The sequence below is a fragment of the Bacillus sp. z50 genome, from assembly GCF_058313585.1.
The window spans coordinates 488,401-509,324 of sequence record NZ_JBZFQL010000003.1 but is presented as its reverse complement, the minus strand read 5'-3'; the positions used below and the strand labels follow the sequence as shown (position 1 = coordinate 509,324).

The window sequence follows — 20,924 nt, the reverse complement described above, 5'->3', positions numbered from 1 at the left end:
TTCTTAAACTAAATATAAAATAGTAATTTATCATTCATAAAAAACATCTATTTTGAGCCATATTAGATTGTTATTAAACAAAAAATACCCCCTGCCGATTTAAGATCAGCAAGAGGTATTCAATGTTAATTTCCTTATGAAGATGTAGAAAACATGTATTTCTTATGATGGTATCTTATGCTGAATATTAATCCGAGCGCCATCATATTGCCGAGCAATGAACTTCCCCCATAGCTTAAAAATGGTAAAGGAATACCGGTAATCGGCAGCAAGCCGATCGTCATCCCAATATTTTCAAACACATGGAAAGTCAGCATACAGATTACACCAACACATATATAGGTATTAAAATCATTTTTAGTTTCAAGTCCAATTTTTGTCATGTTATAGATCAATAAGAAGAATAAGCTGATGACAATACTTGAACCAAGGAATCCGTATTCTTCTCCAATGACAGCAAATATGAAATCTGTGTGACCTTCTGGCAAGTAAACTTCCCTATTTCCAAATCCCTTACCGGATGTGGTGCCGGATCCAATCGCTAATAGTGATTTAATTAACTGGTATCCTTCTGAGGAAGTATAGTTATACGGATCAAGCCATGCATATATACGCCCAAATTGATACTGTTTAACATGGAAATATTTCTCCATAATATTTGGATGCCATACAACGAGGTAAAAAATAACTCCAACTAACAGTGTGCCACCGCCAAATATCGGTAAAAGCAATTTCCAAGTGATACCCGATACAAAAATCATCCCAACCATAATCGCAATCATGACAAGAGAAGTACCCAAATCGGGCTGTTTCATGACAAGCAAAATCGGAATAGCTGTAGTAAGTACGATTTTACATAAAAGGATGAAGTCCGTTTGAAGTGTTTTAATCCGATGCTTCAAATGATGATTTTGGATAAGAGCCGCCAACGCCAAAATTAGAAATACCTTCATAAATTCCGATGGCTGAATTGAACCAATACCAGGAAATCTAAACCAGCTCTTTGCTCCATTGACAACTGGAGCAATACTTGTTGGTGCAATTATAATGGTCATCAATAGAAATAAGCCAAAGAAGTATAAATACCAGCTCATTTTTTTCATTTGGTCAGCATCAAATCTCATGATCACAAATGCAAGGCTGATTCCTACGATATACCAGACAATTTGCTTTACAAGAAAGTTTTCGGCATATTGACCTGTCGTTTGTGCACTATATATAGCCATACAGCTTGTTATAAAAAGCAAAAATACAATAAATAGAAGACCATAATCTATTCTCGACGTGAAATTTTTATTGTTAGACATGATAAACCACCATATTCATTACTAGTTAGGCCAGTAGCCATTTTCTTTATTATACTTGAACAAGATAAAATCACAACTGACACGGCATCAAGAATATAATTCCTGAAAAAGATAATTATACATATAAATCATTATCAATTCCACTTTCTGCAATACAGTTCTTCTTTTTACTATTTTTAATGGATTCTAATTGTACCAGTTTTATAGATTTGAACTACAAACATTTGCATCTGCAAGGAATCTTGAAATCGTTAATTTTTTCTATTTTCCATGATTAGTGTTAATGAGAAAAGTAATAAGGGTACATACTACTAAAGAGCTGACTAAAGGAGTGATCTTTTATGGAACATAAATCTAAACAAACATTCCGTCATACATATATTCCTTTAACTTCCTCTACAAGCGGAATGGGTATTGAGGTAAAAGAAGATATTTATGTCCTGAATACGCAAATTGTCAATGTGACACTGGCCGGACTTCCTAATCAAGACAATTTTGTTCTGATTGATGCCGGTATGCCTAAAGCAGATGACGAAATTATTGAAGCAGTAAACAAACGGTTCGGTGAAGGCAGTATGCCAAAAGCGATTATTTTAACACACGGCCACTTTGACCATGTTGGTGCACTCGAAGAATTACTGGATAAGTGGGATGTGCCCGTATATGCACATGAGCTGGAAATCCCTTATTTAACCGGACAAAAGAATTATCCTGAACCTGACTATAAAGCAGAGGGCGGACTTGTTCCGGATATTGCCCGCTTCTTTCCTAATCACGGCATTGATCTTGGCAATAAAGTGCAACCTCTTCCTGCTGATGGGAGTGTTCCTGAAATGCCTGGATGGAGATGGATCCATACGCCTGGGCATACACCTGGACATATTTCATTATACCGAGAAGATGACGGCTTCCTGATTGCCGGAGATGCATTTGTTGGTGTAAAACAGGAATCCCTTTATAAAGTCCTTACTCAAAAACAAGAAATCAGCGGTCCGCCCCGTTATTTCACAACAGACTGGAAAGCCGCAAAAGATTCAGTCATACAATTAAACCAGCTAAATCCAAACTTTGCTGTAACAGGTCATGGTCTTCCTCTCCTTGAGGAATATTTAAAAAAAGAGCTTAACATCCTAGCATCCAATTTTGATGAGATGGCCATTCCGAAACACAGTATTTACAAGCAAGAAGAATAGGCACTATTTTTAAAACGGACATCCGTCCTGATGCTCCTAAGACTATCTAGGATTGTCCTGTTAAAATCAACTTCTATAAAAAAAGAGATCAGATGGTTTCTCAACCTCCAATCTCTTTTTTCATTTCCCTATTTCCGTAATCGAAGGATCCATCAGTTAACATACAAAGAGACTCAATCATAAACAGCTGAAATAAATTTGTCATCGGTTACTTATAAAATACGAATCAGCTGATTGTGCAGGTTCCGTATTCTAACATTACAAGAAACTTAACTGTATATTATTTCTCTATCCCTGTATCCTCTATCATATCCCTTTACATAATCTGTAAGATTAGAATAATTCGCACACTTTATGCTGCGATTCCATTTAATTTTAAGGATATAATAAATATTTTTACTTTGTTCGCCTTCTCCAGTGACTTACCTTTTACGAGACAAACACATTGATTGAGCCTCTTTATAGGTTAAAACTTTGTATATGATCCTTCTGCCTTAATAATAACTCAGATTCCATTCAAATAAATGCTTACATTTTGAACTTTTTTGTTAATTATTACCTTTTTGTTTTACACATCCCTCCATATTTCCTATATGATTATCTTAGAAATGTGTAAAGGAGCTGCCAAAGGTGAAAAGGATGCTATTCATAAGTTTTATAGCTATTATAATAATCTTACTTATTTACATATCCATTCTTCAATTCAATATGTATCGCTACGCTAATCAAGAACAGGAGGAAACAATTGATTATATTATTGTACTCGGTGCAAGAGTAAAAGGTGAAACACCATCTCTGTCACTAAAGTACCGTATTGATGCTGCGGCTGATTTTTTAATAAACCATCCTAAATGTATGGCAATCCTATCCGGTGGCCAGGGAGAGGGTGAGGATATTTCAGAAGCTGAGGCAATGAAAAGAGGATTAGAGGAATACGGTATACCAAGCAACAGATTAATCCTCGAAGATGCTTCGACAAACACGAAAGAAAATATATCATTTTCGAAAGAACTTATACCAAGCCACCTAAATTCTGGGGCCGTTGTAACAAATGATTACCACCTCTATCGAACAATCAAAATAGCTGAGAAACTAGGTTTAAAATTAACTGGGATCCCAGCTAAAACACCTAAAATTTCAAGGCTAAAGTCACATGTCAGGGAGTACGCGGCTATAACATCCTATCGGTTAAAAAAAGACATTAGCTGGTGATTGGAATCAAAAAAAGAAATGTAGATCATGGCTGTCCCCATTTTCTGCATTTCTTTTTAGTAACATCTTGTTATTCCCACGGTCTTTTTGTTGTGATGTATTCAGCAAGCTCCTTACTTTGAATACGATGCAGTTTTCGTTTAGCAGCGCGAATGCTCCCTGTCTCATTCAGTTTCTTCTCTTCCTCAGTTTCAGGGACGATGGTTGGAACACGACATGGCTTTCCTCCTTCATCTAGTGCAACAAAAGTAAGAAATGCTGTGGCTGCAATTTTACGTTCTCCACTCATTAAATTTTCAGCAATTACCTTTACAAATACCTCCATAGAGCTCTTACCAGTATAGGTCACATATGACTCCAAACATACAGAGTCCCGGGTTGTAATGGGATTTAGAAAATCTACAGAATCTGTTGAAGCCGTAACCACCGTTTTACGGCTATGTCTCGTCGCTGAAAGTGAAGCTGTCATATCAATATCACTCATTAACTTTCCGCCAAATAACGTATTATGATCGTTTACATCGCTCGGAAATATACGGTTTGTTTTTACAATTCTTGTTTCACTGCATGTCTTTGTTTCCAAGTTGTTACCTTCTTTCCTTCTATACGCTCATTTATTCTTTTTATATCTTACTATATGGAATGTTTCAACCAATACGATTCAGTGTACAGACAATATTAGTACAATTTAAGGAATCATCAAATTTGATAAATTGCTGTATAAATTATTTAATTAAATTATGGTATGCGTATAATTCCCATAACCTTTCCTGAAGGAGGAATTTAATTGAAGAGATTATTAGCCGCACTAACAGATAGGGTTACTACTAAACGCGGCATGTGGATAACGTTAATTGCATGGTTAGTGGTGACCTTAGGATTATTCTTATTTGCACCAAGTGCCAAAGATTATGATGTGTCGAGTATACAAACATTACCTGATGATGCAAAATCCGTTATTGCCAACGAAGAACTGAACAAATATTTTAAAGATGATCAGGGGGTCCCAGCCCTTTTAGTATTCTCAGCTGAGTCAGGAAAAGCAGACACGCAGACAATAAGTCAAGCGATGGATGTCATTATTAAGGAAAATATAGAGGGTGTTAAGGAAGCAGTTCCTTTTTCTCAACTGCCTCCACAGGCACAGGCACAATTTTTATCAAAGGATGAAACAACAGCTGTTATTCCGCTTAATTTCGAAAGCTCACTTGAATCAAAAGAGATTGAAGCCGGCATTGAGGATATCTATGCTGCAGTAGAAGATACCACTGCTGACATGACATTCAAGATTACTGGACCGGCGGGAATTGCCGCTGATACATTGGGCTTATTTTCAAAAGCCGACCTTGTTTTATTATTTTCAACAGTTGGATTGATTCTAATCCTGTTAATTGTTATTTATCGTTCCCCATTATTGGCACTTATTCCACTTCTGGCAGCCGGTTTTGTGTATATAGTGGTTGATCAGGTACTTGGTATAATGGGAAAAGCCGGTTTGGAAATGAGTACCCAATCTCTATCCATTATGACCATTCTCTTATTTGCAGCTGTAATAGATTATTCTCTATTTGTCTTTGCACGATATCGAGAAGAACTGAAACGTTATACCAGCAAGCATGAAGCAATGAGTTTGGCGATGCGAGAAACAGGCGAACCTGTTTTCTTCTCAGGCGGGACGGTTTTGGCTGCCATGCTTGTCCTATTCCTGGCTAAAAATGGGGACTATCAAAGCTTTGCACCTACCTTTGCCACAACGATGTTTATCATCATGATCGCATCAGTGACACTCGTTCCGGCTTTATTTACCCTATTTGGCCGAAAATCCTTTTGGCCTAAGGTCCCTCAGGTTGGGGAAAGTAATCAAACAAAAGCTACTTTCTGGTCCAGAACTGCAAACTTTGTTACCACCAAGCCTTTAATGGCTGGAGGAATTGTATTTGCTATTCTGCTTATCTCTGCCTTAAACATATTTAATATAAAATATGAATTTGATACAGTAAAAGGATTCCCAGAGGATATGCAATCTCGCGAAGGCTATGAGATTGTGGAAGAAAAGTTCGATAAAGGTGACTTGGCACCAACAACTGTTTTACTTAAATCTGAACAATCTATTTCAAAGGAACAAAGTGAAAAACTTGCAAAGTCACTTGAAGAACAAAATCTGGTGGCAAGTATTCGCCAATCAGGTGCTACTGAAGATGGGAAAGCACTACAGTACAGCCTTTCATTTTCAGAAAGTCCATATGCATTAGAATCCTTAGATGCTTTAGAGTCTATACGAGACAAATCAGATACACTCTTAAAAGAAGCAGACATTGAAGGGGAGCTATACTTCGCTGGAGAAACTGCTACCAAAGTGGACGATCGAACTATTAATGATCGAGATATTATCGTGATTGTCATTGCAGAAACATTACTCATTTTAGTTCTACTATTTGTTTTGACCAGATCATTCAAGATGCCTATCTATATGATGGGAACGATTTTGCTATCCTTCCTGGCAGCTTTAGGTCTTGGAACATTTTTAACAGATATCCTATTTGGTATTGATGCTATTAACACCCGTGTACCGCTGTATGCTTTCGTATTCCTTGTAGCACTGGGTATCGATTATAATATTATTTTAATATCCAGATACAAAGAAGAACGTGAAAAGCACCCTGTTAAAAAAGCCGTAGAAATCGCGGTGGCCAATACAGGCGGTGTCATTTCCTCCGCAGGAATTATTCTTGCGGCCACATTCGCTGTATTAATGACGCAGCCCATTGCCGTTTTATTTGTTTTTGGTTTTATTGTAGCAATAGGCATTATATTGGATACATTCCTTGTAAGAGGCCTATTACTGCCTTCTCTAATCCTGTTCTTTGAAAAAGATGCAGATCAACAGAAAGAAGTTCATTCAACTAAACTGTAATTTAACCCACCAATACCCGGTATTGATGACAGGATTTAAATGTCACCGATACCGGGTATTGATATTTTATAGTTTGGAAAAGAATAATTTGATCCGTCTTTCATTATATTCACCAAAATCAACCATTATAGAAAGTATGACTGTGTATCAATATCCGAATCACTAGGAGGACAGGATATGACCGAACAAAATTTTGCTAAACAACAGGAAGAACAACGACTATCAACCATTATCAAGATTATTGAGAATAAAGCCAATAAGCTGAACCAATCATCAGGTGGACTCAAGGATGAAGTCATTTATATTCGCAAAACCTTTTGGGAAGATGTCACCGTCAATATGGACAATGTTGAGGATGCAGTCGAAACATTGGCGAGCATAAAACAGCAATCTGAATTACTGTCAGAAAGAGAAAGAACCCAACATCAGATTACGAAGCAACTAAAAACACTGGACCTACTTAAAGACTCCCCATATTTCGGCAGGATTGATTTTCATGAAGACGGTGAAGAACAAATAGATCAAGTCTATATTGGAATTGCTTCTCTAATGGATCAGAACAATGAAAATTTCCTGATCTATGATTGGCGTGCCCCAATCTCGAGTCTATACTATGACCACTCACCCGGACCCGCTGAATATCAAACACTCGAAGGGTCCATCACGGGCACGATGGAGCTAAAGAGACAATATATCATCAAAAATGGAAAGCTTAAAAGTATGTTTGATACCGGCTTAACAATAGGGGATGAACTCTTAAAAGAAGTTCTTGGCACCCGTGCGGATAATCAAATGAAGAATATTGTTGCCACGATTCAAAAAGAGCAAAATAAAATTATTCGTAACGTACAAAGTAAGTATTTGGTCGTCCAGGGTGTGGCCGGAAGCGGTAAAACTTCGGCTGCCCTTCAGCGCGTGGCTTTTTTACTATATCGTTATTTTGGGAAGATTAAATCAGATCATATCTTATTATTTTCTCCAAATCCCTTATTCAACAGCTATATAGCCACTGTTCTGCCTAATTTAGGTGAAGAAAACATGCAACAAATTACTTTTCAGGATTATATCGAAAAGTATGTAGGTAACGAATTTGATATCGAGGATCCTTTTCAGCAAATGGAATACGTATTGAAAAATGAACAGGATGAATATTACCAGGCTCGACTTGAAGGAATTCGTTTTAAATCCCATTTGCAGTATAAACAATTGATAGATGCCTATATTCACCATCTCAGTCGACAGGATTTAAAATTTAAAACAATTTCTTTTCGCGGTGAAACACTTATTTCGGCAAGTGAAATTGCGGAATACTTTTACTCTCTTGATAACAGGAGTCCTATCCAACTTCGTATGCAGACCGTGAAGGATTGGCTTTTACAAAAGCTGGATCATAAAGAAAAACTCGAATATAAAAAAGAATGGGTAGAAGATGAACTAGAGTTACTTGAAACAGATGAATATACCGAGACTTATTTGGAGATTCAGGCAAAAGATCGCTGGTCAGAGGACACATTTAATGATTTTGAACACGAGAAAGATGAATTGGCAAAAAAATTAGTTCGTAAATATTTTAATCCAATAAAAAAAGCCATTAAAAATCTAAAATTTATCCATGTAAAAGCTATCTATAAGAACTTCTTCCTTAATGGCTATAAATATATCAATGATGCAGATTATCCTGAATCATGGCCAAGGATTTGTGATTACACCTTAGACAAATGCAAACAAAACCAATTAGCCAATGAAGATGCAACAGCTTATATTTATTTAAAGGCACAATTGGAGGGGCGAAAAACTAATAATATTATCCGGCACTTATTTATTGATGAGGCACAGGATTATTCGCCATTTCAATTTGCTGTTCTTAAACAACTTTTTCCAAATAGTAAAATGACCATTTTAGGCGACTTTAATCAGGCTATTTATGCTCATTCGATGAATGCGCCAACCCTTCTGTCTAATGAGCTGTATGAGTCAGAGAGCTTTGAGAAGATGGTTCTGACAAAGAGCTACCGATCAACCCGTCAAATTGTTGACTTTACGAAGGAAATTTTGGGCAATGTCCAAATTGAGCCATTTAATAGAACTGGGCCAAAACCTACAATAAAAATCGTAAATAACAATTCAGAACGGACCCAGGAAATAATGAATCTGATCGCTTCTTTGGAGAACGCTGGTCATCAAACCATTGCGATTATATGCAAAACAGAAGAAGAAACTCGGAATGCCTACGTAGAATTATCAAAAAACCTCGATGTCCAGCTCATGCAAAAAAACACCTATTCGTATAATAAGGGAATATTAATTCTGCCTTCCTATTTATCAAAAGGAATTGAATTCGATGCTGTCATTATTTTTGATGCATCAAAAGAAACCTATAGCCGCGAATTGGAGAGAAAATTATTCTATACGGCTTGTACAAGAGCTATGCACGAACTCTATCTGGTTAGCAGTGATGAAATGAGTCCATTTCTTGATGGGATACCGACTGATTTATACCATGTTGATTAAAGGCATAAAAAGACCTGAATGGGCTATAACCCTTCAGGTCTTCTCCATTTATGGAGTTATTTATTCTTGTCCCGGAAAATAGATGGTAAAGGCTGTCCCTTCACCAGGCTTGCTTTTTACACGGATTGACCCTTTCATCGAATCAATTATCCGATATACCGCCATCATTCCAAGACCTGTTCCTTCTACCCCTTTTGTTGAATAATAGGGCTCGCCCAAACGCTTTAATTGTTCATTGGTCATACCAATGCCCGTATCGATGATATGTATATCTACACCTTTTCTCTTATGATCCGTGTTGATTGTAAGAGAACCCCCATGACCCATTGATTCGATTCCATTTTTTAAGATATTAACGAAACATTGCTGAAATAATTGCTTTTCTCCTCTCACTATAAAGGAAGCTACTTCAATCTGAATACGTACATTTCGCATAGTAGCCAGCGGCTGAACAATATCAGCTACTTTATTCAACTCTGCTTGAATATTGATATCTTCTTTACTGTTAATATGCGGTTTAGCAAACGCCAGAAAATCTTTAATAATGTTATCAGCCCGGTCCAATTCGGATAGCGCAATATCAATATACTGCTCCTTTTTTTCCTTCGTAAGATTCTCATCACTTCTTAATAATTGTAAAAATCCTTTCGTGGCTGTTAATGGATTACGAACTTCATGTGAAATTGAGGCTGCTAAATGACTGACAGACTGCATCTTTTCCGTATCAATCAATTTACTTTTAAAGTTTCTGTTTTTCTCTAGCCTTTCTATTGAATAAACAAGCCAGACCGTTCCAGTTATATACAAGAAAACATATAAAATTTGATTTAGTGTTTTAATATCGTTAATCATTATAATTGTAAAAATCTCCATAATAGCCAAAGAGGAAATAAGCGCCGTTACAAAGGAGGCAACTAAACGCTGCCTGGTCATTAGTTTGAAGTATTGCTTTCTCATAACCATTGCAGAGAAAAGGACAAACATGCCTGAAAAAAAGTGAAACCATTCAAATGAAGAGGTGTAAAGGATAGACGCAGTAAATGTCAGCATGTATAAACTGATACCGATTGCATACCCACCATAAAATATACCGATAACAATGGATATAGAACTAAAATTCATGATCTGAATGCCAGGAGGTGATTCAGCAGTGAAGAATACAATATTAACAAGAATCGCAATCGCTTGACCAATTCCAACGATTAAAGGATTAATCACTCCAAGTACCCCATATTTAACATGCCAAAAGTAAATGAATTGAATAATAATCAGAATGATAAATAGATTAATAAATAACTTTGCAATGAATTCACTTGTCATCTGATTCTCCTTCTAAATACATCTATACTTGAAGTTTAGAGGAAAATATATCCAAAGTAAATTATTATTTTTAGAAGTCTCAGTATATTAATCTAAACTCATAAAAGCTAGAACTCTATATTATTAATCTTTTCGTAACCTTCAAAGGCGAGCCTCCAAAACATACTGCAATAATCCCCCCTCATTTCCGGGATAGAAAGTCCTGCATACATTAATTCATCTCCACCATATATTAAGGATGTATGTTTATCGAGGTATTCTTTCTCGGGATTTAACCCCCTGAGCCTCAGAATACGGAACGGTTCTGCAGGCTGTGCCATCATTCTGAAATACATCACAACCGTTTCAGATAAATCTTGACTAACAAATTGCCAAGCTGCCTGATTTCCTGCAAATGGGCTAAGTAATCGATAATACGTGCCAAATTGTATAATCGAACGAATTTCCTTATACAAGGAAATCTGGTCTTTAATCATTTTCTTTTCTAATTGACTCAGTTTGGAAAAATCCAGCTCGTATCCTAGATTTCCTGACATAGCAACATGTCCACGCATGTTTAAAGAAGTGTGACGATGCACCTGATGATTTGGGCTTGCTGACACATGAGCACCCATTGTCACCGGTGGATACACAAGGCTTGTTCCGTGCTGGATTTTTAACCTTGAGATAGCATCTGTATTGTCACTCGTCCATACTTGAGGCATATAAAACAGCATCCCTGGATCATATCTTCCCCCTCCCCCCGAACAACTCTCAAATAAGACCGTTGGATGGCGGGTAGTCAACACCTCTAATATATAATAGAGTCCCAGAATGTAGCGATGCCCTGTTTCTCTTTGGCGTTCTAAAGGTAAAGCAAGTGACCCCACTTCCGTCATATGTCGATTCATATCCCACTTCACATAGCTAATAGGAGCAGATAATAAGACATTTGAAACCGATTCAATAATGTACTCACATACCTCGACTCTTGTTAGATCGAGGACCAATTGATGACGTCCTAATGATTTCGGGCGATTGGGAACTTGAATACACCAATCGGGATGATTTCGATATAAGTCACTTTCCATAGATACCATTTCCGGTTCAAACCAAAGCCCAAAGTTCATCCCAAGCCGATTAATTTGCTCTGCCAGCTTTTTTAACCCACCAGGCAATTTTTGCTTATTTACAGACCAATCTCCAAGAGAAGTTTTAGTGTTGTTACGTTTTCCAAACCATCCATCATCCAGAACAAATAATTCAATTCCAAGATCCTTGCCTTCTTGTGCAAGCAGTAAAAGCTTGTCAGAGTTAAATTTAAAATAAGTAGCTTCCCAGTTATTCAACAATACTGGCCGCAGACAATCTCTGTACTGCCCTCTCGCCAATCGAAAACGATATAATTCATGATAAGTTCTCGACATGTCACTGAAACCCTTATAAGAATAAACCATAACGACTTCCGGTGTTTGAAAGATTTCTCCACTCCCCAAATGCCAACTAAAATTAAAGGGATTAATACCAATGGAAAGGCGCGTGGTTTCATACTGATCAACCTCAGCCTGCGCTATAAAATTCCCACTATAAACCAGGCTGAAACCGTATACTTCTCCATACTCTTCATTTGCATCTGGCTTTGCCAGGCACATAAAGGGATTATGCTGATGACTGCTGGCCCCACGTCTGCTCTCGATGAGATGGCTTCCGGCTGTTAAACGTTTTCTGGATAGATTACATTCATTTGCATGGGCGCCATATAAAGTGAGCAAATCAAATTCGCTTTCTCTAAAATCAACAGAAGCACTCATGGCTTTCAGTATACTCACTGGGTTATCTCCATGATTGATAAACCGGACTGACCGAGTGATCACATTGGATTGTTCGTATGTACTATACGTCAATATCGCCTGAAGCCCCGTTTGATTATCCATAAGGGTAAAATCTATAGAGGTTGCTTCCTCTTCTTCTTCAATGTACGTAGCAGGTAATCCGGTTAATTTTCGTTTCCCCTTATATATGTGAAAATGTTTATATTTTAAATCAGTAACGGCTGAACCATCCGAAAATTGAACTTGATAGGCCGGCGTACGAAAATCAGTGTTGTTTGCTGGATATTCCTGAGGCAACGTATCAAGGGAAAACGTTCTGTCAAACCCTTCTGGTTGTGGAGAGAACAATCGGTACTTAAACTGTAATTGATTGCTTTCATTCACATCCTTGATCCTTTTCCCCAAATATAAATGAGACAGATATGCTTGATGATAGATTTTTATCACATAGCTCATTTCACCAGCTTGCAAATGGAATATTTTCCGTTTAGGACAGTACGACACTCCCATTTTGATCTCCCTCATATCTTTTCTTCTATATATATGTACACGAAAATACCAACTTGCTCATAAATGCAAAAAAAAGAAGCCTTAAAATAAGGCTTCAAAGCGAAATCTTCATCTATTTAAATAATGTCTTCTACCCAAGGGGGCAAGGCAGTCGACAGTTATTCTCAGTTATTATTTCTCCGTTACTGTAACAGATACGGTTTTCTCCACTCCATTTCGATAAAGCTTGATTTTGACCTTATCTCCATTTGCAGCATTAGAATACAAGTATTTTCTGAACTCCCCAAGTGTAGTGACTTCCGCATCATTGATTGCCACTACCACGTCCTTAGCCTCTATACCTGCTTCAGCAGCGGGAGAACCGGTTTCCACCTGAGTTACTAACACTCCACTTGTTATCTCGGAAGGAAGATTCAATTGTTGCTGCAATACATATTGAGGTATTTCGGATATAGATTGCAAGCCTACACCAATATATGGACGTTGTACTTTTCCATCGGCAAGAAGGTCATTAACAATATCTGAAACATCCTTACTTGGAATAGCAAACCCTATTCCCTCAACCTCTTCAGATGATATTTTCATACTGTTGATACCAATAACTTGTCCGTCGGAATTGACAAGCGCTCCGCCACTGTTCCCAGGGTTTATAGCTGCATCCGTTTGAATTGCATCCATATCCCATTCACCAGCAGATGTAGCAACCGTTACTGTACGCTGCAATCCGCTGATAATTCCCTGGGTTACGGACCCCGAGAAGTCAAGACCCAAAGGGTTACCTATTGCCAACACTGGTTCACCAACACTTAGCTTTTCAGAGTCTCCGAATTCGGCTACTTTTGTCACTTTGCTTCCATCAATTTTTAATACCGCCAAGTCTGTTAATGGATCTGTTCCAACCAGTTCAGCCGTTATCCTTGTACCTTCTGCCAAGGACACCTCAATAGTATCTGCATTCTCAATAACATGATTATTGGTCACAATAAATGCATCTTTTCCCGATTTTTTGAAAATAACCCCAGAACCAGTCCCGCTCTCCTGGCTGTTATTGGACTCCTCATTGATTGTTGGTTGGCGGTAGTCATAGTAATTAGATGAGTTTTGTATATTCACTATACCTACAACCGCAGGAGAAACCTCCTCAATCATTTGAATTAGTTCAGAGGTTGTTTTCGTAGAGTCAACAATCTTCAGGCCATCCTCATCATTTACCTTATCATTTGTAGCAATGGCTGTTTTAACAGGTCCATCATCACCTGGCAGTACGCCTGATAAATCAACAAAACCTAAGTAAGAACCTGCTCCAAGTGCCACCATTCCACCAAGAATTGCGGTAATGACTGGTGTCAGCCATCTGGACCTTTTTTTCTTCTCTCTTTTAGATCTAACCTCTGCTTGATCATCAGATGCTTGAAGCGGTTGTACTTCCAAACATTCATTTACTTGTTCATTATTTTCATCTGTCATATCTTCTTCCTTGGCAGAGCTTAGTTCATGATATCCACGATATGAAATAATTTCTGTTTCAATATCTTTCTCATCTGGTAATGCAGGAATCTGAATATTATCCTGATTAGCAGTATCTATTGGTCTATCAAAATCATCATAATCACGACGGTTATTGTTTTCCATCCAAATTCCTCTCCTCACTCATTAAACTGTCTATTTAATATATTACGATAATTGTAGAATAATTGCATTTCTGCTCTTCTCACTATCTAATTTACTAACTGTATGTGTCAACAAAATGTCAAAATCTTTTCTCCTCTTAAAAAATTTAAAAGCTGCCTGTTCTTTGGCAGCTTTTAAACATAATCATTATGTTCTGGGGGCCTACAGGATGTAGGTCACAAAGACGTTGCCACAGGAAGTGGCGCTTTTAGTCTTCGTTCCTTAAACGAGGCTCTTCAGCACTATGGTAATCCGGCTTCAGAGCCTAGGAGTTCGGGACATAAGCATAGCCTCTTCGGGGAAGAACATCCCCCTTCGAGCCTCTGTCTTATGCTCCTCACGGGCCTACAGGATGTAGGTCATGAAGACGTTGCCACAGGACGTGGCGTTCTTAGTCTTCGTTCCTTAAGATAAGGCTCTTCAGTACTATAGTAAAGGTTGTACCTTCTTCACTGCTATTCGTTAATACCAAATCTCCATCCATTGCATTGGCGAGCATTCTGCTGAATGGGAGTCCTAGTCCTAGACCGCGGATTTTGTATTTTTTATCTTCTCCTCGATAAAAACGTTCAAATATTAAATCCTGCTCGGCAAGCGGGATTCCCGAACCGCTGTCCTGTACATCGATTGCGACATGATCCTCATCATATTTATAAATACGGACCTCTATCGTTCCCTCTCCTTGAATAGCATGCTTGGAATTATTCAAGAGATTAATCATAATTTGCTGCAATCGCAGAGGGTCCGCCGATACTACCATATCTTCTTTTGGTTGCTGTACAGTAACTTTAACAAGTTGATCATCCTGCACAATATCCCATTGGTAAATCATTTCATTAATGACCTCACCAATTTTTACAGACTCTCTGTTAACAGGGATGGCATTGGCTGTAAAGGAGTTGAACTCCAATAAGTCTCCCACCATTTTTTGCATACGAGTCGTTTCCTGTAAGGATATGGCCAGAAACTCTTTTGCTTCTTCCCCTGTTACAACTCCATCATTAACGGCTTGAAGCAAACCGCTGATAGACGTTACAGGCGTCTTTAATTCATGTGTTACACCTGCCAGCAATTCAGCTCGCATAGCTTCAAGCTGCTCCAATTTAATAGCCATTTCCTTAAAGGAATGGACTAAATCATAAACTTCCTGTTCATTTACCTCTTCAATAAGTTCAATATTATAATTTCCTTTTTGAACCTGCTTAGCTGCTTCAGCTACATTCTCAATCGGCTTAACCAGTCTTTTGGATAAAAAGTAAATCGCAACCCATCCGAGCAAGGCCAAACTTAAAATCATAATCAAAAGTAATTTGTATTCCTGATCTACTGCAGTTAACTCATCCTCAGATTGCATAACGACAATCCAACTAATCACCGTATCATTCACAATCATAGGCCGCTTAACCAAATAATAATCTCTGCCACCAATATTGTTTAATTGTTTCACTTCATCCTTACTATTAAGCAGTGCAGTTGAAAATGAAGATACATTAAGGTGATTACTTGAACGATTCTCAATTACTATTTTTCCATTTACATCCACCACATAAATGGACGGATTGCCGCTGACCTCTAATAATTTTTTTCGATTGGCAAAAACCTCTGGATTCTGCTCTGTTTGAATATCAGTTCCAACCATTTGATCCAGTATTCGCGCTGCTACTTCCTCAGCCAAATATTTATTAATATCCAGGTTCTTATTAAGAGTGGATTGCCTGATAATGATTCCTGTAAGGAATCCTATGACAATAAGTCCAATAAACAGGGTAACCAGATATCGTGTCGTCCAGTATTTCAACAAACTGACACGTTTAGTCGGATGGTTTTTCTTTTTTTGACCCAAGTGCTTCAGAAAATACATTTGCAGTTTATTATTTTTTTTCATAGACACTTAATTGATACCCCAATCCTCGCAGAGTTTTAATTTCTCCTTCAGATGCAGGCCAGTTTTGCAGAGACTTTCTCAGCCTTTTGATGGACAAATCTACCGCTCGGTCACTGCCGTCGTAATCCATCCCCCATACATGATCAATTAATTGATCTCTCGTAAATAATTGATTAGGATTTTGTGCCAAGAAGATGAGCAGTGAGAGATCGCGCGGTGTTAAGTCAAGCTCTACTCCATTTAATGTAACATTATGAGCTTTCATATTAATGCACAACGCGCCAAACTGTTTCTTTTCCTTATCATCAATGACCTGTCCAGATCTTCTCAATACTGCCTGGACACGGGCAACCACTTCATCTCCAATGAAGGGTTTAGTGATATAGTCGTCAGCTCCATCATTTAAGCCTGTGAGCTTGTAATTAATATCACCAAGTGCTGTGAGCATAATAACAGGGCATGCGCTTTTCGTACGAATTTCTTTTAATATATCCCATCCACTCATACCTGGAAGCATAACATCGAGCAAAACAAGATTCGGTTGAAACTCCTCAAATTTAGCAATGGCTTCACCACCTGTAAATACTTGTTCAACTTCGTAGTTTACTTTCTTCAAGTAAGCCTTTAAAACCTGGCTGATGGCTTTTTCATCTTCTACAATCATGATTTTTTGCATCTTTCGTACTCACTCCTCGAGGATTAAAAGATAGGACAAAAATCCCCGATAACTCGGAGATTTTCATTAAACAAAATTCACTTATTGGTGCGAATGTTCGCTTATATTATTAACAATCGTTATTTGGCCTTTAGAAAGGCGAATCGTTTGATCTGCAATGTCAGCAATATGCTGATCATGCGTAACGATGATGACACATTTATTTTCCTCATGTGCCAGCTGCATAAATAACTTAATGATGTCTTGAGCGGTATCCTCATCGAGGTTTCCAGTCGGTTCATCTGCTACAATTAAATCTGATTTACAGCAAAGGGCTCGTGCAATGGAGACACGTTGCTGCTGACCGCCACTCAGTGTGAGCACCTTTTGTCCAGCCTGCTTTTCATCGATGCCCACTTTTCTAAGCATCTCGAGTGCATACTGTTTTTTGTCCTTAACCTTATTTCCGGTAATCTCCATCGCTGTAGTGACATTTTGTAACGCAGTCATATAGGGCAGTAAATTATAGGATTGGAAGACAATCGAAACATATTTATTTCGAAACGTGGTATATCCAATTTTTCTAATATCTTTTCCTTCGTATAATACCTGTCCATCCTTAGGAGCATCCAGCGCACTCGCCAAGGCGAGAAGCGTAGTTTTTCCTGAACCGGAAGGACCGACAATTGCATAAAATAATCCTTTATTAAAAGAAACATTAATTTTCTTTACTATATCATGCTGTTTATTATTATGTCTGTACCAATAACTTAGATCCTTAAACTCCAATAATGCGCTCATTTACGGTTCCTCCTAATCCTGTCTTGAAAGTATTGCTTTTGGCTGCAATCGAAGTATGGATAATGATGGGATCAATGTAGCCAGGATGGCAATCAGTAAACCAATACCGGTTAACATACCAAGATCGGAAGCAGTTACTTTAACATCTAGATCATCCACTTGAGCTGTTTCCACCTGTGCCTGATTCGGTGCACCAGGAGCGTTTCCTCCTCCTCCCATTCCAGGGCCCATGCCGCCTTCCATTTGCATTCCTTTACCGCCAAATGGATCCATTGTGGATTGTGTATCCGTTTCTACTTGTTGGGATAATAATTGATCGCCGATTTTATCAGCTGCTACATTACCAGTGACAGAAGCTATACCAAGTGCAAATACAGCAATGATTAGTATTTCTACAATAAACTGCCCTATCAACTTGCTCTTCTTTTCTCCAATGGCAAGCAGTACGCCCATTTCATATTTACGCTCCCGTATACCAAGCATTACAATCAGTCCTAAAATAATCGCACCTGCAATAGTCACGAGATAGACAACGTTCTTAGAAAAGGATGCTACATTGTTAATTGGTTCAACCATTTGTTGATACAACTGATCGTTGGCATCCAATTTAAATATGTCCGTATCAATAGCTCCGGTCGCTTCTGCATCCTCAATAAAAGAATCCGTATCCGCTGGGTCATTCATGTAGTAGACTGCGCTTTCGATTGTATCCTTGTAATCTTCACCCTTCAATTCATTAACAAGTGTGTATGGTACATATACTTTGTTATACGGATTCATGGCAGTGAAGTTCATCATACCTGAATCAGTAGATATTGAAGAAGTTTTGTAAATGCCGATTATTTCGACTTCAACAGTTGTATCTTCATCTGTTGAAGAGGTCACCTCTAATTGGTCCCCAACTACCAATTCGTTCTCTCCAGCCAGTGTCTCTTCGATAATGGCTACATTTTTATTTAAATGGTCATCTGATAGATGAGTGCCCTCTACCATTTCGGCATCTCCATCCATAAATTCGCTTGTTGTATCTGTAAAAGCTACTCCCTGGAGACTAATATCGGCATCCGCCATACTTGGACTGCCGCCTCCTCCAAATCCCGGACCTTGGCCATTTTTGTTCGTTTCATTTGTTGTACTTGTTGACTCTGTTTCTATTGGATCAAAATTTCCAGCCACTCCAAATGTAGTAGAATAATAGTTATATCCTTTTATCTGTGACAAAGATAGTAATTCATTTGCATCCTCAACCGCGACAGGCTCTTCTGTTAATCTAACAGGTTCTCTGTTTTCTTGATTTTCACGCTCCTGCCGTTGCTGCTCCATTAATTTTTCTCGATCAGCACTTAGTGTGACTTCACTGCCAAGACTCTGTTTTGCGAGCTCTGCTGATTTGTTTGCTGCTGTTTGTATCGATACGCCAGATAAAACAAGCACACAGATAACTGTGAATACAACTAACTGTAGAATGCTCTTCCCTTTTCTGGCTTTTACACTTAAAAAAGCCCTTTTTATAAAGTTCATCTTTTTCATCCTTTCTGACAATCTATACCGGGTAAATCCTTAGAAAAGCTTTTCTATAAAAAATCTTACGACCATAATGTGTCGATAAAATGTCAAACAAAACTAAAAATATTTGTGTAGGCGAAACTATTATATTTGTATGAAAAGCTTTACAATTGACGTTAGAAATATTGATTATGTACAGTTGAAAAGAATATAACTATTAATATAACCGCTTGATACATAGATTTTTTTATACTTCATAGACACATAATTATCTAAGCATTTTGAGCGGTTTTAGAGGAGAAACTCATGGAAAATAAAAAAATATTGCCCGTTCTATTCCTGGTCATGTTTTTAGTGATGGTTGGCTTCGGGATTATCATTCCGGTCCTTCCATTTTTAGCAGAAGAGGTCGGCGGCACACCTACCCAGCTTGGCTTACTAATGGCAGTTTATTCGTTAATGCAGTTAATTTTCGCTCCGATTTGGGGAAAGATATCGGATCGAATCGGCAGAAAACCAGTCATGTTAATCGGTATATTTGGTCTGGCTTTATCATTCTTCATCATGGCCATAGCCAATTCATTATGGATAATGTTTGTGGCACGGATCATTGGTGGTATCCTTTCCTCAGCCAATATGCCAACTACCATGGCCTATGTAGCAGATATTACGACTGAAGAAGATCGTGGAAAAGGAATGGGGATTATAGGAGCAGCGACCGGGTTAGGCTTCATCTTCGGTCCAGCAATTGGCGGGATTCTTTCAAAATCCAGCTTAAATACGCCTTTCTTAATTGCCGGAATCCTCTCTACTTTGACGTTCTTATTAGTACTTATTGTTCTTAAGGAATCCTTAACAGCTGAACAATTAGGAAAACAAAGCTCGGGCAACAAATCGATGTGGATGAATTTTAGCGGTGCTGCTTCTATCTTGTTTGTGCTTCAATGCGTCGTATCTTTGTCTATGGCTGGTCTTGAAGCAACTTTTGCTTATTTTGCCGCTAATAAGGTTGGAATTGATACGGTCCAATTAGGATATATCTTTATGATTATGGGATTTGGCAGTGCGATTGTGCAGGGAGGACTCATTGGAATTATGACGAAGAAATGGGGAGAAGGCCGAGTCATTCAAATCGGGCTAATCGTTTCAATCATCGGGTTTATACTAATCCTATTTACCAATAGCTTCTGGACTGCAACACTCTTTATAACAATCTTCGGGTTAGGCAATGGGCTTATTCGTCCAGCTGTCACTGCATTGCTGACAAAGACCTCAACAGGAGGACACGGCAGCTCAACCGGACTACTTTCATCCTTTGATTCCCTTGGCAGGATCATAGGCCCGCCACTTGGAGGTTTACTGTATTCATTCGCCGTTGGACTCCCTTATATTTCAGGAGCTATTCTGACTGTAGGTGCATTATTGCTTTATCAGGTTTACCATGCTCAGGCAAGAAAAGTTCAAGCTTTATAAAATTATAGTATTGAAGCCTTCGATTTTTACCATCGGAGGCTTTTTTGTTTTATAAGAGGTAATCTTAAGCGCTATGGGCAGGCGCTGGCTGGTTTTTTCCTCAATCCGGCTTGATTATTCCTGCTTTCCGCTGGTTTATTCACCTAATTGGCTGG

At 38.3% G+C, this 20,924-nt stretch carries 14 protein-coding genes; 5 read left to right on the top strand and 9 right to left on the bottom strand.

The features are described from left to right. Positions 1–134 precede the first annotated feature (134 nt). Positions 135–1,307, bottom strand: coding sequence for a rod shape-determining protein RodA (rodA, locus tag AC4G3N_RS11775; RefSeq protein ID WP_066106425.1), 1,173 nt, complete (start codon positions 1,305–1,307; stop codon positions 135–137). Between the two features lie 341 nt (positions 1,308–1,648). Between rodA and AC4G3N_RS11770 the strand changes: the two genes are divergently transcribed. Both AC4G3N_RS11770 and AC4G3N_RS11765 read left to right on the top strand, forming a co-directional pair. Continuing rightward, complete coding sequence (locus AC4G3N_RS11770) at positions 1,649–2,500, top strand: MBL fold metallo-hydrolase (RefSeq protein ID WP_491090255.1); 852 nt, start codon at positions 1,649–1,651, stop codon at positions 2,498–2,500. Between the two features lie 639 nt (positions 2,501–3,139). Then, entirely contained in the window at positions 3,140–3,712 is a 573-nt protein-coding gene (locus AC4G3N_RS11765; RefSeq protein ID WP_491090302.1) for a YdcF family protein, read from the top strand. 70 nt (positions 3,713–3,782) lie between these two features. Here the strand turns inward: AC4G3N_RS11765 and AC4G3N_RS11760 are convergent, their stop codons facing one another. After that, positions 3,783–4,295 (bottom strand): acyl-CoA thioesterase, encoded by a 513-nt coding sequence (locus tag AC4G3N_RS11760; protein ID WP_140461734.1) that lies wholly within the window; start codon positions 4,293–4,295, stop codon positions 3,783–3,785. Positions 4,296–4,499: 204 nt separating this feature from the next. On the opposite strand from AC4G3N_RS11760, the gene AC4G3N_RS11755 reads away from it, so the two are divergent. Together AC4G3N_RS11755 and helD are read left to right on the top strand one after the other, a co-directional pair. After that, on the top strand, positions 4,500–6,626 hold the full coding sequence (locus AC4G3N_RS11755; protein ID WP_491090254.1) for an MMPL family transporter: 2,127 nt from the start codon (positions 4,500–4,502) through the stop codon (positions 6,624–6,626). A gap of 177 nt (positions 6,627–6,803) precedes the next feature. After that, the gene (gene helD / locus AC4G3N_RS11750; RefSeq protein ID WP_491090253.1) at positions 6,804–9,137 is read left to right on the top strand and encodes an RNA polymerase recycling motor HelD; all 2,334 of its coding nucleotides are present in this window, start codon (positions 6,804–6,806) and stop codon (positions 9,135–9,137) included. Between the two features lie 60 nt (positions 9,138–9,197). On the opposite strand, the gene AC4G3N_RS11745 is transcribed toward helD, so the two are convergent. From AC4G3N_RS11745 to AC4G3N_RS11715, 7 genes are all read right to left on the bottom strand, one after another. Next, entirely contained in the window at positions 9,198–10,457 is a 1,260-nt protein-coding gene (locus tag AC4G3N_RS11745) for a sensor histidine kinase (RefSeq protein WP_140461736.1), read from the bottom strand. A gap of 107 nt (positions 10,458–10,564) precedes the next feature. Continuing rightward, a complete protein-coding gene (locus tag AC4G3N_RS11740) occupies positions 10,565–12,778 on the bottom strand; it encodes an alpha-galactosidase (protein ID WP_491090301.1) in 2,214 nt (737 codons plus the stop codon). A 171-nt stretch (positions 12,779–12,949) separates the two neighbouring features. After that, positions 12,950–14,410, bottom strand: a complete 1,461-nt coding sequence (locus tag AC4G3N_RS11735) for a S1C family serine protease (protein WP_491090252.1) — start codon at positions 14,408–14,410, stop codon at positions 12,950–12,952. A 430-nt stretch (positions 14,411–14,840) separates the two neighbouring features. Then, positions 14,841–16,334, bottom strand: a complete 1,494-nt coding sequence (locus AC4G3N_RS11730) for a HAMP domain-containing sensor histidine kinase (protein ID WP_491090300.1) — start codon at positions 16,332–16,334, stop codon at positions 14,841–14,843. Then, complete coding sequence (locus tag AC4G3N_RS11725; protein ID WP_139892251.1) at positions 16,321–17,010, bottom strand: response regulator transcription factor; 690 nt, start codon at positions 17,008–17,010, stop codon at positions 16,321–16,323. The genes AC4G3N_RS11730 and AC4G3N_RS11725 overlap by 14 nt, the downstream gene beginning before the upstream one ends. Positions 17,011–17,091: 81 nt before the next feature. Beyond that, positions 17,092–17,790 (bottom strand): ABC transporter ATP-binding protein, encoded by a 699-nt coding sequence (locus tag AC4G3N_RS11720; protein WP_066106398.1) that lies wholly within the window; start codon positions 17,788–17,790, stop codon positions 17,092–17,094. 12 nt (positions 17,791–17,802) lie between these two features. Beyond that, on the bottom strand, positions 17,803–19,311 hold the full coding sequence (locus AC4G3N_RS11715) for an ABC transporter permease (RefSeq protein WP_491090251.1): 1,509 nt from the start codon (positions 19,309–19,311) through the stop codon (positions 17,803–17,805). Positions 19,312–19,602: 291 nt separating this feature from the next. Between AC4G3N_RS11715 and AC4G3N_RS11710 the strand changes: the two genes are divergently transcribed. Then, positions 19,603–20,769 carry an MFS transporter gene (locus tag AC4G3N_RS11710; protein WP_491090250.1) on the top strand — a complete coding sequence of 389 codons (1,167 nt, stop codon included), beginning with the start codon at positions 19,603–19,605 and terminating at the stop codon, positions 20,767–20,769. The last annotated feature ends 155 nt before the right edge of the window (positions 20,770–20,924 follow it).

Coding starts and splice junctions, on each gene's coding strand:
- AC4G3N_RS11715 (WP_491090251.1), bottom strand. CDS start 19,311: ATGAACTTTATAAAAAGGGCTTTTTTAAGTGTAAAAGCCAGAAAAGGG.
- AC4G3N_RS11725 (WP_139892251.1), bottom strand. CDS start 17,010: ATGCAAAAAATCATGATTGTAGAAGATGAAAAAGCCATCAGCCAGGTT.
- AC4G3N_RS11710 (WP_491090250.1), top strand. CDS start 19,603: ATGGAAAATAAAAAAATATTGCCCGTTCTATTCCTGGTCATGTTTTTA.
- helD (WP_491090253.1), top strand. CDS start 6,804: ATGACCGAACAAAATTTTGCTAAACAACAGGAAGAACAACGACTATCA.
- AC4G3N_RS11765 (WP_491090302.1), top strand. CDS start 3,140: ATGCTATTCATAAGTTTTATAGCTATTATAATAATCTTACTTATTTAC.
- AC4G3N_RS11770 (WP_491090255.1), top strand. CDS start 1,649: ATGGAACATAAATCTAAACAAACATTCCGTCATACATATATTCCTTTA.
- AC4G3N_RS11720 (WP_066106398.1), bottom strand. CDS start 17,790: ATGAGCGCATTATTGGAGTTTAAGGATCTAAGTTATTGGTACAGACAT.
- AC4G3N_RS11730 (WP_491090300.1), bottom strand. CDS start 16,334: ATGAAAAAAAATAATAAACTGCAAATGTATTTTCTGAAGCACTTGGGT.
- rodA (WP_066106425.1), bottom strand. CDS start 1,307: ATGTCTAACAATAAAAATTTCACGTCGAGAATAGATTATGGTCTTCTA.
- AC4G3N_RS11740 (WP_491090301.1), bottom strand. CDS start 12,778: ATGGGAGTGTCGTACTGTCCTAAACGGAAAATATTCCATTTGCAAGCT.
- AC4G3N_RS11735 (WP_491090252.1), bottom strand. CDS start 14,410: ATGGAAAACAATAACCGTCGTGATTATGATGATTTTGATAGACCAATA.
- AC4G3N_RS11745 (WP_140461736.1), bottom strand. CDS start 10,457: ATGACAAGTGAATTCATTGCAAAGTTATTTATTAATCTATTTATCATT.